We start from the raw sequence: 15,982 nt of genomic DNA, 5'->3' as shown, positions 1-15,982 counted from the left end.
GGTGTTCGGCTCGCCGGACCCTTCGTGACCCTCGCTCCTTCGTCGCTTCGGCCTCAGGGATCAAGGTGGTGGGTTGTTCTTTCGTCGTTTCGGCCTCAGGGATCAAGATCGTTGTGATGTGGTCGTGGGGTGGGGTTGGGTGTGGTGGCGGTTACAGGTGGGAAGAAGCAGCAGGTCCGGGGCGTTTGCAGAGGCGGAAACCGGGAGATGGTGACATTGAGCGGCGCGTCGAGGATTGGCGTGTCGGTGCTACCGGACCGTAAACTTGTGACCGTCTGACCCGCCGGCCTCTGGGGAGTGCGATGACCGACCTGTCGATCGACAGTAAGAACCTGATGGCCGCTGCACCTGGCTGTAGTGGGCATATCAGCGGCGAACCCGAGAACGAGCCGCGCGAGGAGTGCGGCGTTTTTGGTGTTTGGGCCCCCGGCGAGGATGTCGCCAAGCTCACCTACTACGGGCTTTATGCGCTGCAGCATCGCGGGCAGGAGGCCGCCGGTATCGCCGTCGGCGACGGCTCGCAGGTCCTCGTGTTCAAGGACCTGGGCCTGGTCAGCCAGGTGTTCGACGAACAGACGCTCGGCGCGATGGTCGGGCACGTGGCCGTCGGCCACTGCCGGTACTCCACCACCGGGTCGACGACCTGGGAGAACTCGCAGCCCATCTTCCGTACCACCGCCGCCGGCACGGGCGTGGCGCTCGGGCACAACGGCAACCTCGTCAACACCGCCCAACTGGCCGGACTTGCGCGTGAACTCGGTGTCTCCGGCGGACCGGCCACCTCGGACTCCGACGTCGTCGGCGCGCTGCTCGCGCACGGCGCCGCCGACAGCACCCTCGAACAGGCGGCGATGGACCTGCTGCCCAAACTCAAGGGCGCGTTCTGCCTGACGTTCATGGACGAGCACACCCTGTACGCCGCCCGCGACCCGCACGGGGTGCGGCCGCTGTCGCTCGGCCGGCTCGACCGCGGCTGGGTGGTCGCCTCCGAAACCGCCGCGTTCGACATCGTCGGCGCCTCCTTCGTCCGTGACATCGAACCCGGTGAGCTGCTGGCCATCGACGCAGACGGGGTGCGCACCAAACGATTCGCCGAACCGACGCCCCGCGGCTGCGTGTTCGAGTACGTTTACCTCGCCCGACCCGACAGCGTCATCCACGGCCGGTCCGTGAATTCGGCCCGCGTCGATATCGGGCGGCTGCTGGCCCGGGAGAACCCGGCGACCGGCGACCTGGTGATCCCGGTCCCCGAATCGGGCACCCCCGCGGCCATCGGCTTCGCCCAGGAATCGGGCATTCCGTACGGGCAGGGACTGATGAAGAACGCCTACGTGGGCCGCACCTTCATCCAGCCGTCGCAGACCATCCGGCAACTCGGTATCCGGCTCAAACTGAACCCGCTACGTGAGGTGATCCGCGGCAAACGGCTCGTCGTCGTCGACGACTCGATCGTGCGCGGCAACACCCAGCGGGCACTCATCCGGATGCTGCGGGAGGCCGGCGCCGCCGAGATCCACGTGCGCATCGCGTCCAGCCCCGTGCGCTGGCCCTGCTTTTACGGCATCGACTTCGCCTCGCCGGCCGAACTCATCGCCAACGGCATGGAATCGGAGGCCGGCATGGTCGAGGGTGTACGGCAGGCCATCGGCGCCGACTCGCTCGGCTACATCAGCATCGAGGGCATGGTCGCGGCCACCGAACAACCCCGCGCCAACCTGTGCGCGGCCTGCTTCGACGGCGACTACCCGATCGAACTGCCGCGGGAGACGTCGATGGGCAAAGCCGTTCTCGAACAGATGCTGGCCAACGCCGCCGGTGACCCGCTGACCCAGGCCAACGACAATGTCAGCGCCATCATGCGGCCATAACCCGGACCTCGGGTAGCCTATGAGGCGTTGCCGAGCCCGGTCGCATTCGCCTGCCATGCGTCTCGATCGAGGTTCGGCTCTGACATGCCCGGGTCCTGTCCGGATCACGGGCGCCGCGAATGTAACAAGGGGTGCGACCCGATGACCGACCATGTCGCCACTGGGGGATCGAATACCGGGGGATCGAATACCGGGGGATCAAACGCCGGGGGATCGAATACCGGGGGGCTGAGTCAGAACGCCGGCGCCTCCTACGCTGCGGCGGGCGTCGACATCGACGCCGGCGAACGCGCCGTCGAGTTGTTCGCCCCGCACGCCAAGCGGGCTTCGCGTCCCGAGGTACTCGGTGGTCTCGGCGGATTCTCCGGACTGTTCAAGCTCAAGGGCTACCGCGAACCGGTGCTGTCGGCGGCCAGCGACGGGGTGGGCACCAAACTCGCCGTCGCCCAGGCGATGGGGGTGCACGACACCGTCGGCCGCGACCTGGTCGCCATGTGTGTCGACGATCTCGTCGTCTGCGGTGCCGAACCGTTGTTCCTGCAGGACTACATCGCCGTCGGCAAGGTGGTTCCCGAGACCGTCGCCGAGATCGTGAAGGGCATCGCCGACGGCTGCGTCGACGCCGGCTGCGCGCTGCTCGGCGGGGAGACGGCCGAACACCCCGGCCTCATGCACGAGACGCACTACGACCTGTCGGCGACGGCCGTCGGCGTCGTGGAGGCCGACGCGATCCTCTCACCCCACCTGGTACGGCCCGGTGACGTGGTGATCGCGATGGGCTCGTCCGGGCTGCACTCCAACGGATACTCGCTGGCCCGCAAGGTGCTGCTCGACTGGGGTCACATGGACCTGCACGGACATGTCGAGGAATTCGGGCGCACCCTCGGCGAGGAACTGCTCGAACCGACCCGCATCTACGCCCGCGATTGCCTTGCGCTGACCGCCGAAACCGACGTGCGTACGTTCGCGCACGTCACCGGCGGGGGGCTCGCCGAAAACCTGGCTCGCGTCATCCCGGGCGGGCTGGTCGCCGAACTGGACCGCCGCAGCTGGAGTCCCGCGCCGATCTTCACGATGATCGCCCAGCGGGGCCGGGTCGAGCAGGCCGAGATGGAACGCACCTTCAACATGGGTGTCGGGATGGTGGCCGTTGTCGCTCCCGAGGACACCGACCGGGCGCAGGCCGTGCTCACCGCACGGCACGTCGCCAACTGGGTGCTCGGGTCGATCAAGACCGATCAGAGCCGTGGTCACGGCGGGCACGTCGAGTTGGTGGGGGAGCATCCGCGGTTCTGACGCCAAGTCACGCAGCACCCAGCTCCGGCGCCGAGACGCCGGGGTGGGTGCTGCGTGATTGTGTTTCTACCCGTGTGGGAGACGCGCCGATTGCGCGTCGAGCCTCAGGCTCGGCGCCACTCGTCTTCGTCAAGCCACTCATCCAAAGGATCCGGCCTTCTCGCCGAATCGCCCGAACCCGAGAGCTCGCGCTGCAAGCTGTCGAAGTCGGTATGGGGAGTTGAGTACTTCAGCTGACGAGCAACTTTCGTCTGCTTTGCTTTCGCCCGGCCGCGGCCCATTTGGGACCCCCTCGCACAATGACGGGGCGGCCAACGGTGTGGCGGCCCCGTTCTGTAGGTAGTGAATCTGTCGTGAGGCCCAGTCTAGCGCGCCCGCCCGGACAATGTTGATTCCGGATCGTAAGAGCGCGCCGAACGTGTCGCCCGGGGTGATCGAGTCACTGATCAGGCGCCGCCGCGCAGACGCTCGACGGCCGCGCGGCCGGCCTGCACTTCGGTGTCCGGGGCGATCGAATCGGGGTCGATGCTCGCCGCGGCACCACCGGCCGAGAGTTCGACGTCGGCGGCGATATTGCGTTTGACTAGGGCCAGCGCGATCGGACCGTACTCGAAGTGGTGGACCACCGTGCCGACACGGCCGACGGTGCGTGCACCCGCGGTCACCGGGTCGCCGGTGGCGGGACGTTCGTCGGCGCTGCCGTCGAGATGCAGCAGCACCAGCCTGCGGGGCGGTTTGCCGAGGTTGTGGACGCGGGCGACCGTCTCCTGGCCGCGGTAGCAGCCTTTGTCCAGGTGTACCGCGCCGAGTTGTTCGGGGCCGCCGATCCAGCCGGCCTCGTGCGGGATGGTGCGGTCGTCGGTGTCGGCGTCGATCTCCGGGCGCAACGCGACGACGCGCAGCGCGTCGTACGCCCAACTGCCGGCCATCTTCGCGCCGGTATCGGTGATCCGTTCCCACCAGTACGGGAGCAGGGTTTCCGGGACCAGGAGGTCGATGACGGGCAGCGGGGTGTCGGTGCCGCCGGGGAGGGCTCCGAGTGGGGGCATGCGGCGCCAGAAACCGAGCGGCTCGTCGTCATGATGGGCCTCAGGGAGGTCGTCGGCGGCGTAGACGGATGCGTCGGGATCGATGCGCAGCATCTCGGCGACCGGGCCGTTCAGGGCGCCGGGGCCGATGAGGGTGAGTACGCGCAGGTCGGGGCGGGCGACCGGTTCGGCCTTGGCCCAGAACACCATCTTCTTCAGGAACGTCAGCAGCGCCTGGCCGTGTGTTCCGGAGGTGTCGAGCCAGGTGACCTCGTCGATGTCGGTGAGGACGAAGTGTTCTTCGACACGGCCGTTGGCGTCGAGGGACAGGTTCTCGGCGCTGCGGCGATCCGGAAGATTTGCGATGTGCTGACTGGAGATGGTGTGCAGCCAGGTCAGCCGTTCGTCGCCGGACAGTTCGATGACCGATCGATCGGAGCGGTCGACGACGATCACGCCGGTGGTCGCCGCGCGTTGCTCGCCGAGTGGGTCGCCGTAGTGCCAGGCGGTGGCGGGAATGCCCTCCGGCGGAGCCGTGGGTGCGGGGACCGCCCCGATACCGCTGTACCTGCTCAGAATCGGTGAGGGGCTCACCCGATCGATCCTACCCACGACGCCCATGCCCGGTCCTATCTCCGGCACCCGTGTCTGTGACACCCGTATCGTCGGGGCCGGTGGAATGGTGATCGTGGGATTCTGAGTAGGTGACTGACCGGGTGCTGGTGTCCTTCGATGGCGTCGTTCGCGACCCCGACCTGCCGTTGCTGCACGCCGACGACCTCGGTGCGGTGCGCGGGGAGGGGGTGTTCGAGACGATGCTGCTGCGGGGTGCTCGTGTGCGAAAGGTCGGACTGCATCTGGATCGGCTCGCTGACGGCGCACGTCTGCTGGGTTTGCCTCCCGTCGATCGGGCGGCCGCGGCCCGGGCCCTGGACATCGCCACCGGCGAATGGGTCCGGCTCCGCGGTGAGGACGAGGCGATGGTGCGACTGGCGTACTCGCGGGGCCGGGAGTCGGCTTCAGGCGATGGCCCGACCGGATATGTGACCGTCGCGGCGGTCCCGGAGCGGATCGTCGCGACGCGTATCTCGGGGGTGCGGGTGATGACGCTCGATCGTGGCTACACCACCGACTTCGGCGGGCGCGCGCCCTGGCAGTTGCTCGGCGCCAAATCCTTGAGCTATGCCACCAACATGGCCGCGGTGCGGTACGCGAACCAGCGTGGCTTCGGGGACGTCGTCTACGTGTCCGCCGACGGCTACGTGCTGGAGGGTGCGCGGGCGTCGGTGATCGCGATGACCGGCCGCAGCCTCGTCACACCGCCGGCGCAGGTGGGGATTCTCCCGGGCACGACGCAGCGGGCGATCTATGCCGAAGCACTGCGATCCGGATGGGCGGCGACGACGGGGATGCTGACCGTCGGCGATCTGTGCGCTGCGGACGCGGTGTGGCTGGTCAGCAGTGTGACATTGGCCGCGCGCGTGACCGCGATCGACAGTACGGTGATGACAACCGCTGACGGGGGCGATTTTCCGGACCTGGTCGACCGGGCCGTCGACTGCTGACGGCTACCACGTCGGTGGCGGTCATCACAGGGTATTTCAACTCAATTGGGCCTTAGGTCGCTGTCCGGGAAATCAGGCGCGGCGTAGCGTCGGCACTATGCTTACTACCGGTCGTAGTAGTGAGTCAGCCCTGTAGTGAGTCAGCCCTTGCGCGCCCCGCGGGTGCGCCGACGTCAAGTAGAGGCCCATGAACGCACTGGACGTGTCTCGATGGCAATTCGGGATCACCACCGTCTATCACTTCGTTCTCGTCCCGCTGACCATCGGCCTTGCGCCGATGATCGCCATCATGCAGACGGTTTGGTACAAGACCGGTAACGAACAGTGGCTGCGGGCCACCAAGTTCTTCGGCAAGCTCTTCCTCATTAACTTCGCGCTCGGCGTCGCCACCGGCATCGTCCAGGAATTCCAGTTCGGCATGAACTGGAGCGAATACAGCCGGTTCGTCGCCGACGTGTTCGGCGCACCGCTGGCCCTCGAAGGTCTCGTCGCGTTCTTCCTCGAATCCACCTTCATCGGACTGTGGATCTTCGGGTGGGAGCGGCTGCCCCGCAAAGTGCATCTCGCGTGCATCTGGCTCGCCGCGATCGGTGTCAACGCCTCGGCGTACTTCATCATCGCCGCGAACTCGTGGATGCAGCATCCCGTCGGTGTGGCCTGGGACGACGAACGCGGCCGCCCCGCGATGAACGACTTCTTCGCCGTCCTCACCAACAACACGACGCTCGCGGCGTTCCCGCACGTCATCGCGGGTGCCTGGCTCACAGCCGCGACATTCGTCGCCGGCATCGGCTGCTGGTGGATGGCGCGCAACTCCTGGCGCGCCCGCAAGCTCCGCGCTGGACAGGAAGTGCCCGACTCGGTCTCGCCGAGTCACGTCGGCGCCACTGCGGACCAACTCGACGACGACGCCAAGAAGCTCTGGCGGCCCGTCACCCGGTTCGCGCTGTGGATGACGATGGTCGCCGGCGTGGCCGTGATCATCAGCGGTGACTTCCAAGCGCAGATCATGTTCAAACAGCAGCCGATGAAGATGGCCGCCGCCGAATCGCTCTGCGTCACCGAGAACGGCGCGAGCTTCTCGGTGCTGTCGATCGGACGGCAGAACAACTGCGCCAACATCCACCACGTCATCCAGATCCCCCGGATGCTCTCGTTCCTGGCCGACCACACCTTCGACAGCGAGGTCAAGGGCGTCGAAGAACTGCAGGCGCAGTATCAGAAGGCGTTCAACGCGCCCGGCCAGAACTTCGCGCCCAACCTGTTCGTCACCTATTGGGGTTTCCGTGCCATGATCACCTGGGCGGCGGGATCGGCGCTGCTCGCGCTTGCCGCGCTGTGGCTGACCCGAGACGGCCGGGTCATCGGATCACGCAAGTTCGGGCTGTTCGCGCTCTGGATGATCCCGACGCCTTTCCTGGCCAACGCGTCGGGCTGGATCTTCACCGAAATGGGCCGGCAGCCGTGGGTCGTCGCCCCCAACTGGGAGGACGATCTCGATCCGCTGCGCATCTCGATGCTGGTGCACGACGGTGTGTCCAACCACGTCGCGGCGACGGTCTGGACCTCGCTCATCGTGTTCACCCTGCTGTACGGGGCGCTCGGCGTCGTGTGGTTCATGCTGCAACGCCGTTACGTCATCGAAGGCCCGGCCACCTACGACGCCAGGCCACCCGGTCACAGCGACGGCGACGCCGATTCCGATGAACCCAAGCAACTCTCGTTCGCGTACTAGGGAGCGGAAAAGATGAGTCTCGAAAACTTCTGGTTCCTGGTCATCACGATCCTGTTCATCGGCTACTTCGTCCTCGAAGGATTCGATTTCGGTGTCGGGATGCTGATGCCGATCCTCGGTCGCACCCACACCGGCGGCGACGCGCAGGTCGCGCCCGACGCTCCCGAAGCCGACCCCGACACCCGGCGCCGCGTGCTCCTGAACACCATCGGACCGGTGTGGGACGGTAACGAGGTGTGGCTGCTCACCGCGGGTGGCGCGCTGTTCGCCGCGTTCGGCGGGTGGTACGCCACCATGTTCACCGCGTTCTATCTGCCGCTGCTGATCATCCTGGTGGGCCTGATCGTGCGGGTGTGCGCCATCGAATGGCGCGGCAAGATCAACGACCCGCGCTGGCGCATGTGGTGCGACGTGGGCATCGGCCTCGGTTCGTGGATCCCGGCCCTGCTGTGGGGTGTGGCGTTCGCCAACGTGGTGCGCGGGCTGCCCATCGACGCCGACGCCCAGTACACGGGCGGTTTCTTCAACCTGCTCAATCCGTACGCGCTGCTCGGCGGCGCGACGACGCTGCTGGCGTTCCTCACCCACGGCGCGGTGTTCCTCGGCATGAAGACCACCGGGGTACTGCAGCGTGACGCCATGGACCTGGCGGCGAAACTGGCGATCCCGACGGCTGTCGTCGCCGCGGTGTTCCTGCTGTGGACCCAGTTCTCGTACGGGTCGGGCTGGACGTGGATCGCCGTGATCGCTGCCGCGCTGGCCGCCGTCGGAATGGTCGTGGCCACCTCGCTGCGCCGGGAAGGACTGGCGTTCGCGGCCACCAGCGTCGCCATCATCGGAACCGTCGCCACCCTGTTCGGCTCACTGTTCCCCGACGTGCTGCCGTCGACCACCGACGAGGCCTACAACCTCACCGTTGCCAACACGTCATCGAGTCACTACACGCTCACCATCATGACCTGGGCGGCCGCGTTCATCACGCCCGTGGTGATCGGGTATCAGGCGTGGAGCTACTGGGTGTTCCGGCAGCGGATCTCCACCGCACAGATCCCCGCGCACACCGGCTTGCCGTCGCTCAAGGTCAACGCGGGGGTTGACTCCCGGAGGTGAGCACAACCGACACCGGGCGCGTCAAGAGTCCGCCCGTCGACCCGAGACTGCTGACGTACTCGCCGGCGAGCCGCGTCTACATCGTGGTCACCGCGCTGCTGGGTTTCGGGACCGTCGTCGCGATCATCGTCTCGGCGGCGATGACCGCGTCAATCCTGTCCGAACTCGTCGTCGATCCGTCGCGGCGGTCGCTGTCGGTGCAGGCCACCCATCTTGTGGTGCTGGCATGTGCGCTGGTGGCGAGGGTGGTGATGACGTTCGGGCACGACCGGTACGCGCATCGGGCGTCGGCGCGGGTGATCGCGCAGTTGCGGGCGCGGGCGCTCGATTCGCTGACCGATCCGTCGCGGACGCCGCCGCGCGAGTTGCTCGGGCGGCGTGACGACGCGTCGACGGTGCTGTTGCGGGGGTTGGATGCGCTTGCTCCGTACCTGTCGGGGTATGTGCCCGCGCTGATCCTGACGATGACCGTCACCCCGACCGTCATCGTCGTCATCGGGCTCACCGACTGGCCGTCGGCGCTGATCATCGTGATCACCTTGCCATTGATCCCGCTGTTCATGATCCTTGTCGGACTGATGACGCGGGACCGTACCGAACGGAAGCTGGCGACGATGTCGCGGCTCACGGCACAGACACTCGATCTGATCGCCGGGTTGCCGACGTTGCGGGCACTCGGGCGCGCACAGGGTCAGGCTGGGCGGGTCGCCGAACTCGGCGCGGCGCACCGGCGGTCGACGATGTCGGCGCTGCGGGTGGCGTTCCTGTCCGGGGCGATTCTCGAGCTGCTGGCCACCCTGTGTGTCGCGCTGGTGGCTGTGGGGATCGGGGTGCGGCTCGTGCACGGGGACATGAGTCTGTATGCGGGGGTGCTGGCGCTGGTGCTCGCGCCCGAGGCGTATCTGCCGTTGCGGCAGGTGGGGTCGAAGTTCCACGACTCCGCTGATGGGCTGGCCGCGGCGAAGGCAGCGTTCGCGCTGATCGAAGGGGGTGGTGAGGAGGGGGTTGCGTCAGGTGTGGATTCTCGCCGGACCCAACGCGTCCCTGGCTCCTTGGTCGCTTCGGCCTCAGGGATCAAGATGGGGGATTCGTTTGAGGTTGGGTTGGGCGGGGTGGGGGTGTTGGGGCGTGACGGGTGGGCGCCGCGCGGGTTGTCGATGACTATCCGGCCGGGGCGGTTGACGATGATCACCGGGCCGAACGGGTCGGGGAAGTCGACGGCGCTCGAGGTGATCATGGGGTTGATCGAACCGGACGAGGGTCGGGTGCTGCGGGGTAAGGACGAACTCGACGAGTTCCGGCGGCGGGTCGCGTGGCTGCCGCAGCAGCCGGTTGTCGTGCCGGGGAGCGTCGCCGAGAACCTGACATTGTTCGCCGATGCCTCGCGAGCAGATCTTGACGCAGCAGCGTCGATCACCGGATTCGATGAGGTTCTCGCCGGGCTGTCCGACGGCTACGACACGATGCTGGGTGCGGGTGGCGTCGGGCTTTCTGCCGGGCAGCGGCAGCGGCTTGCCCTCACGCGTGTATTGGTGTCGACAGGTTCACTGCTGTTGCTCGATGAACCGACCGCCCATCTCGACCCCACTTCGGCCGAGCGAGTACTGATCCGGTTGCGGGAGCGGGCTGTCGGTGGGGATGCTGTCGTCGTGGTGGCGCACGGCGCTGAGGTGCTGCGCCACGCCGACGAGATCGTCGAGATGCCGGAGGCCGTCGATGCGAACTAGTTTCGACGCCGACCCACTGGTGCGGGCGCTGCGGTTTCTCGGCTTGAGTCGTCGGCCGCTGGTGTGGTCGTTGCTGTTGGGTGTCGGCGGGGCGCTGTCGGCGCTCGGCCTGGCGGCGCTGTCGGCATGGCTGATCACCCGGGCCTGGCAGCAGCCGCCGATCCTGTTCCTGTCGGTGGCGATCACCGCCGTTCGCGCACTGGGTATTTCGCGGGGAGTGTTCCGCTATCTGGAACGGCTCGCCACCCACGATCTGGCATTGCAGGCGATGGCGAATGCCCGGGAGCGGGTGTATCGCGCTCTGGCACAGGGCGATCCGGGCTATTCGGTGGGACTCAAACGCGGTGCGCTGCTGTCCCGGACGGGCGACGACATCGACGAGATCGGCAATGCGCTGATCCGCGGAGTGATCCCCATCGTGGTCGGTGCGATCACCGCAGTCGCGGCTGTGGTCGTCATGGCACTCGTATCATTATGGGCAGCAATGGTTTTACTGGTGGCACTCGTGGTGAGTGGTGCGGTCGCGCCGTGGCTTGCCGCACGCGGGTCGGCGAGAACCATCGCCGATTCCGCGAGAGCGACGGCAGAGTCGGCCGAGGCCACTATCACCGCGCTGTGGCACGCCCCCGAATTGGTGATCGCCGGTCGTCGTGACGCAGCGCTCGCCGCCGCGGCCCGGGCCGACGACGATGCGATCCGGGCCGCCGACCGCGGACTCGCCTGGCAGGCAGGGGCCGCCGCAGCCACGCCGCTGGCGATCGGGGTGTCGCTGCTGGCGGCCTGCCTTATCGGGATCGACCTCGCATCCGGGGTGCCGGGGTCGCTGGCCGGGGTGTCGTCGACGTCGGGACAGCTGACACCGATGGTATTCGGTGTGCTGATTCTGCTGCCGCTGTCGGCGTTCGAGTCGACGGCACCGCTCACCGAGGCGGGCATACAGCTCGAACGCAGCCGACAGAGCGCGGCGCGGATGCTGGCGCTCGTCGACGGGGCATCCCGGTCAGGTTCGGGCTCAACGGATTCCGATGCGGCGGTGCACCGTGGTCCGGCCATGCTGCGCTGCACCGGACTCGACTGGGGATGGCCGGGCGGACCCGCGCTCGGACCGGTCGGCGGACTGACCCGCGACCTGGCGCCGGGCTCGCGGCTGGTGATCGCCGGACCGAGCGGCTCGGGAAAGTCGACGTTGCTGATGACCCTGGCGGGACTGCTGGCGCCGAAGTCGGGTTCCGTTCAGGCCGTGGATGATTCGTTGCAGGACATCGAACTGTGTTCGGCTGTCCGCTATTTCGCGGAGGAAGGGCACATCTTCGCCACCAGCGTCAGGGAGAACCTGCTGGTCTCCCGCGGTGACGCGACGACCGGCGAACTCGATGACGCGCTGGCCGCGGTGGGACTTGCGGACTGGGTCCGGCGATTGCCCGACGGACTGGACACGGCGTTGTCCGGCGGAGGTGAATCGGTGAGCGGCGGACAACGCAGGCGTCTATTGCTCGCGCGTGCATTGATCAATCCGGCGCCGGTGATAGTGCTCGACGAACCGGTCGAACACCTCGACCGGGGCGACGCGGACTCGTTGCTTGCGGCAATAGTCGATCCCGCCGGGATCTTCGGGCCCCGGCGGACGGTGATCGTCGTGACCCACTATCTCCCTGGCGGGATCGATGCCGACCTGACTATCGGCTGACTCGATCACGTCCCCGGGGAGCTTAGGGAAGGCTGAAGAATGCCTTTACGTTCCACCGAATGCCGGTATTGTCTGATTTCACCGGATCGCCGGAAAGTGCGGTTCGTCCCCACGGGAAGGCAGAACGGCACATGAAAGCTATGACTCGGGTCTGGGCAATACCAGTGGCGGTGATCATGTCCGCGGGAATCCTCGCAGGCTGCGGCGACGACTCCGGTGATGAGCCGGCGCAGCTGACGCTGTACTCGGGCCGATCGGAGTCACTGGTGGGTCCGCTCATCGAGAAGATCGGCACCGAGATCGCGGTGACGCCCGCCTATGACAAGAAGGCCGCCCAGATCCTGGAGGAAGGGGACAAATCGCCCGCTGATCTGTTCTTCGCCCAGGACGCGGGCGAACTGGGAGCACTGGCCGACGCCGGACTGCTCGAACCGCTGCCCGACGACATCGCGGAATCGGTGCCGCAGCAGTACCGGACCGCGTCGAAATCGTGGGCGGCCACATCGGGACGGTCCAGGGTACTGGTCTACAACCCGGACGTGCTCGCCGCAGCTGATCTGCCGCCGGGCATCGACGGTCTGACCGACCCCAAGTTCCGCGGTAAGGTCGGATTCGCGCCCACCAACGCATCGTTCAAGTCATTCGTCACCGGACTTCGGGTGGTTCGCGGCGAGGACGGAGCCCGCGACTGGCTCACCAAGTTCCTCGCGAACGACCCCAAGAAGTTCGACGGCAACGGTGCCATTCTCGAAGCGGTCAACGACGGCTCGCTCGGCGCCGGGCTGCTCAACCACTACTACTGGGTGCAGGCGGTGGCCGAGGAAGGCATCGGCAAGGTGCCGTCGCGGCTGCACTTCTTCGGTGACGGAGACCCGGGTGCGCTCGTCAACGTTGCCGGTGTCGCGGTACTCAAGAGTTCGGACGACAAGGAAGAGGCATTCGACTTCGTGCGGCAACTCCTCACCCCGGAAACGCAGAAGTTCTTCACCACCGAGGTCGGCGAATATGCTGTGGCCGATAATATTCCACTGCCCGTCGCGGACCTGCCGCCGCTGATCAGCGACCTTAAACCGCCGAAGATCGACCTCGACGACCTCGCTGACGTCGCGGGTACCGAGAAGCTGCTCACCGAGGTGGGAGCTGTTTAGGCGGGAACGAATCCTGCTGGGGGTCATCAGCATCGCCGTGACGGTGCTGGTGGCCCTCCCCGCTGTGTACCTGGTGATCCGGGCGTCGGGGGCGGGCTGGGACACCGTCGAGGCGTCGCTGCTGCGCGCGCGGACCGCCGATCTGGCGGTCAATACAGTCCAATTGGCCGTGGCGGTCACGGCGGCGTCTGTGATTCTCGGGGTCGCCATGGCGGTGTGCGTGTGCCGGGGTATCCGCCGGGGCCGGACCCTGGCTGTCGCGCTGCTCGCCGCACCCCTGGCGGTTCCGTCGTATGTGTCCGGGTTTGCCTGGGGCCGAATGTTTTCCGGATTCGAAGGGTTTCCGGCCGCAGTGCTTGTGCTCATCATGGCCTGTTATCCGCTGGTTATGCTCCCCGCGATCGCGGTGCTGTCGGCGGCGGGCAGATCGGCCGAGGACGTCGCCCGCACCCTCGGCTACGGACCCCTGCGCACCTTTCTGTGGGCGACCGCGCCCCGGCTGCGGACCGCCGTCGCCGGGGGCGCTCTGCTGGTGGCGCTGTATACGGTGAGCGATTTCGGTGGTCCGGCCATCGTCCGCTACGAGGTGTTCACCGTCGGGATCTACAACGCCTACAACGGATCCGTCGACCGTTCCCTGGCCGCCGTCTACGGGTGTGTGCTGGTGGTGATCGCGTTGGTGCTCGCGCTCAGCGAACGCCTCGCTCGCGGCGACCACGACGAGATCGGGGCGCCGGAGCGCCGGCCGGCATCGTCGGAGTCGCCGGTCGCGTGGCTGTGTGTGACGGCCACGGTCACCGTCGGACTGTTCGCGCCGATCTGGTCGTTGATCTCCGCCATCAGGACCTCGCAACGGGTGCCGATGTCGTCGGTGGCCGACGTCAAAGACCTACTCGTCTGGGTGTGGCCATTGGCGCGCAACACCTTTGAGATCGCCATGATTGCTGCTGCGGTGATCGTGGTGGTGTCGGTGCCGGTCGCCCTGTTCATCCGGCGTCCACGCACCCCGCTGTCGGGGGCGGTGGAGGTGACACTCAATCTGGGTTTTGCGTTGCCCGGGATCGCCGTCGCCCTGGCGTTGGTGTTCTTCGGGATCCGGGTGCTGCCGGAGCTGTATCTGACCACCACGATGCTGACGGCGGCGTATCTGATTCTGTTCCTGCCGGTGTGTCTGGGGCCGCTGCGCGGTGCGTTCGATGCGATCGCACCCGGGCAGGAGGACTCGGCGCGCACGCTCGGCGCCGGCTACCTGGCGACCATCGCCCGGGTGTCGCTGCCCACGGTGACGCCGGCGCTGGTGGCCGGGGCGGCGCTGGCGTGTCTGTCGGTGGCCAAGGAACTGCCAGCCACCCTCATGCTGGCACCCATCGGCACCCGCACCCTGGCCACCGACCTGTGGAGCCTCAACAACGATCTGCGGTACGGGCAGGCCGCGGTACTCGGGCTGGCGCTGATCGTCGTCACCTCGATTCCGACGGTGCTGCTGTCCACCCGGTTCCTGCCGAGAGGGGAATGATGTCCGCGCTGCGACTGACCGGGGTGACCGTCGGCTACGGCGGCGCCACAGTGGTCCGCGATGTCTCGTTCGAGGTACCGCCGTTGTCGATCACCGCGGTGATCGGTCCGTCGGGGTGTGGCAAGACGACCCTGCTGCGGGCGATCGCCGGGCTGGAGCCGGTGCGCTCGGGCACCATCGAGATCACCGTTGCCGGCGAACGAAAGGTGTTGGCCGGCCCGGGCGTTCATGTTCCGGCGCAGCGCCGGCGGGTGGGGCTGGTCCCGCAGGACGGCGCGTTGTACGCGCACCTGAGGGTGGCGGAGAACATCGGTTTCGGTTTGCGGCACAACGTCTTCCGGAAAGTGGGTGACACTGCCAGAGTGGCCGGGCTGCTGGAACTGACCGGACTCACCGAACTGGCCGACCGAAAGCCGGCGCTGCTGTCGGGCGGTCAGCGCCAGCGCGTGGCCCTGGCCCGGGCGCTGGCGCCCCGGCCGACGATCATCTGCCTCGACGAGCCGTTCTCTGCTCTCGACGCGCACCTGCGTACGACGCTGCGGTCGCAGGTGCGGCAGATGATCCTCGCCGATGGCGCCGCCGCGCTGCTCGTCACCCACGACCCGGAGGAGGCGATGGCCGTCGCCGACCAGATCGTCGTCCTCATCGACGGTGAGGTGCGGCAGGTGGGCACCCCGCGCGAGGTATACGCCGAGCCCGCGGATATGGCGGTGGCGCAACTGTTCGGCACCGTCAGCGTGCTATCCGCCTCCGCCGAAGGTGATGTGGCGCGCTGCGTACTCGGCGTGGTGCCGGTGCGCGGCACCGCGTCCGGCGACGGTGTACTGCTGATCCGGCCCGCCGACCTCACCTGCGAACCGGTGCGCGATGACCGGCCGGCCCCGGCGACGGTGCGCGGCATCGAATTCGCCGGTGATCATCTGTTGGTCACCGCGACCGTCGGCGACGACATGGTGGTGGTCGCAAAGGTGAACCCGGACAGCGGGATCGGCGTCGGCGATGGCGTGGATCTGAGGGTTCGCGACACGGTGCGATTCGTTCCGGACGCCGCCGCGGTTAATCCGTTGCGCGATGTGGGGTCCGGGCGTAGGTTCTCGGATACACGAGAAAGGAGGTGATCCGAATTGATTTCAAATCGGACAAGTGAGGTGGCCATCCGCTGAGGCGGATCCGACCACACCTTGAGGTGTTCCGGCCCTGGTTCGCCGAGGCGAATCCCAGATGGTCACCCGGCCTCCGTACCCCGACCGTCCGTCGGCCAGGCTTCCTCGTGAAGCGGTACGGGGGCCGTTTGTTCTCCGT

At 67.3% G+C, this 15,982-nt stretch carries 12 protein-coding genes; 10 read left to right on the top strand and 2 right to left on the bottom strand.

The window, feature by feature from the left end:
- Window positions 1–302 precede the first annotated feature (302 nt).
- Together purF and purM are read left to right on the top strand one after the other, a co-directional pair.
- Window positions 303–1,868 carry an amidophosphoribosyltransferase gene (gene purF / locus KDB67_RS20205; protein WP_291019851.1) on the top strand — a complete coding sequence of 522 codons (1,566 nt, stop codon included), beginning with the start codon at window positions 303–305 and terminating at the stop codon, window positions 1,866–1,868.
- Between the two features lie 141 nt (window positions 1,869–2,009).
- Complete coding sequence (gene purM / locus KDB67_RS20200; RefSeq protein ID WP_291019849.1) at window positions 2,010–3,164, top strand: phosphoribosylformylglycinamidine cyclo-ligase; 1,155 nt, start codon at window positions 2,010–2,012, stop codon at window positions 3,162–3,164.
- Window positions 3,165–3,268: 104 nt separating this feature from the next.
- On the opposite strand, the gene KDB67_RS20195 is transcribed toward purM, so the two are convergent.
- Entirely contained in the window at window positions 3,269–3,445 is a 177-nt protein-coding gene (locus KDB67_RS20195) for a DUF3073 domain-containing protein (protein WP_291019847.1), read from the bottom strand.
- Between the two features lie 165 nt (window positions 3,446–3,610).
- Window positions 3,611–4,786: a folate-binding protein gene (locus KDB67_RS20190; protein WP_291019844.1), complete on the bottom strand. Its 1,176-nt coding sequence runs from the start codon at window positions 4,784–4,786 to the stop codon at window positions 3,611–3,613.
- A 110-nt stretch (window positions 4,787–4,896) separates the two neighbouring features.
- Here KDB67_RS20190 and KDB67_RS20185 point away from each other — a divergent pair, with 110 nt between their 5' ends.
- From KDB67_RS20185 to KDB67_RS20150, 8 genes are all read left to right on the top strand, one after another.
- Complete coding sequence (locus KDB67_RS20185; RefSeq protein WP_291019842.1) at window positions 4,897–5,757, top strand: aminodeoxychorismate lyase; 861 nt, start codon at window positions 4,897–4,899, stop codon at window positions 5,755–5,757.
- A 187-nt stretch (window positions 5,758–5,944) separates the two neighbouring features.
- Window positions 5,945–7,492 (top strand): cytochrome ubiquinol oxidase subunit I, encoded by a 1,548-nt coding sequence (locus tag KDB67_RS20180; protein WP_291019839.1) that lies wholly within the window; start codon window positions 5,945–5,947, stop codon window positions 7,490–7,492.
- Between the two features lie 12 nt (window positions 7,493–7,504).
- Window positions 7,505–8,602, top strand: a complete 1,098-nt coding sequence (cydB, locus tag KDB67_RS20175; RefSeq protein WP_291019837.1) for a cytochrome d ubiquinol oxidase subunit II — start codon at window positions 7,505–7,507, stop codon at window positions 8,600–8,602.
- Window positions 8,599–10,329: a thiol reductant ABC exporter subunit CydD gene (gene cydD / locus KDB67_RS20170; protein WP_291019834.1), complete on the top strand. Its 1,731-nt coding sequence runs from the start codon at window positions 8,599–8,601 to the stop codon at window positions 10,327–10,329. The genes cydB and cydD overlap by 4 nt, the downstream gene beginning before the upstream one ends.
- Window positions 10,319–12,016, top strand: coding sequence for a thiol reductant ABC exporter subunit CydC (cydC, locus tag KDB67_RS20165; protein WP_291019832.1), 1,698 nt, complete (start codon window positions 10,319–10,321; stop codon window positions 12,014–12,016). The genes cydD and cydC overlap by 11 nt, the downstream gene beginning before the upstream one ends.
- 176 nt (window positions 12,017–12,192) lie before the next feature.
- Window positions 12,193–13,164, top strand: a complete 972-nt coding sequence (locus KDB67_RS20160) for an extracellular solute-binding protein (RefSeq protein WP_291019829.1) — start codon at window positions 12,193–12,195, stop codon at window positions 13,162–13,164.
- A 49-nt stretch (window positions 13,165–13,213) separates the two neighbouring features.
- On the top strand, window positions 13,214–14,680 hold the full coding sequence (locus KDB67_RS20155) for an iron ABC transporter permease (RefSeq protein ID WP_291019826.1): 1,467 nt from the start codon (window positions 13,214–13,216) through the stop codon (window positions 14,678–14,680).
- Entirely contained in the window at window positions 14,680–15,798 is a 1,119-nt protein-coding gene (locus KDB67_RS20150; RefSeq protein ID WP_291019823.1) for an ABC transporter ATP-binding protein, read from the top strand. The genes KDB67_RS20155 and KDB67_RS20150 overlap by 1 nt, the downstream gene beginning before the upstream one ends.
- The last annotated feature ends 184 nt before the right edge of the window (window positions 15,799–15,982 follow it).

Origin of the sequence: Gordonia sp. (in: high G+C Gram-positive bacteria) (assembly GCF_020438995.1) — a bacterium.
Classification (GTDB): domain Bacteria; phylum Actinomycetota; class Actinomycetes; order Mycobacteriales; family Mycobacteriaceae; genus Gordonia.
This window is presented reverse-complemented; position numbering and strand designations above follow the sequence as displayed.

Coding starts and splice junctions, on each gene's coding strand:
- purF (WP_291019851.1), top strand. CDS start 303: ATGACCGACCTGTCGATCGACAGTAAGAACCTGATGGCCGCTGCACCT.
- purM (WP_291019849.1), top strand. CDS start 2,010: ATGACCGACCATGTCGCCACTGGGGGATCGAATACCGGGGGATCGAAT.
- KDB67_RS20195 (WP_291019847.1), bottom strand. CDS start 3,445: ATGGGCCGCGGCCGGGCGAAAGCAAAGCAGACGAAAGTTGCTCGTCAG.
- KDB67_RS20180 (WP_291019839.1), top strand. CDS start 5,945: ATGAACGCACTGGACGTGTCTCGATGGCAATTCGGGATCACCACCGTC.
- cydB (WP_291019837.1), top strand. CDS start 7,505: ATGAGTCTCGAAAACTTCTGGTTCCTGGTCATCACGATCCTGTTCATC.
- cydC (WP_291019832.1), top strand. CDS start 10,319: ATGCGAACTAGTTTCGACGCCGACCCACTGGTGCGGGCGCTGCGGTTT.
- KDB67_RS20160 (WP_291019829.1), top strand. CDS start 12,193: ATGTCCGCGGGAATCCTCGCAGGCTGCGGCGACGACTCCGGTGATGAG.
- KDB67_RS20150 (WP_291019823.1), top strand. CDS start 14,680: ATGTCCGCGCTGCGACTGACCGGGGTGACCGTCGGCTACGGCGGCGCC.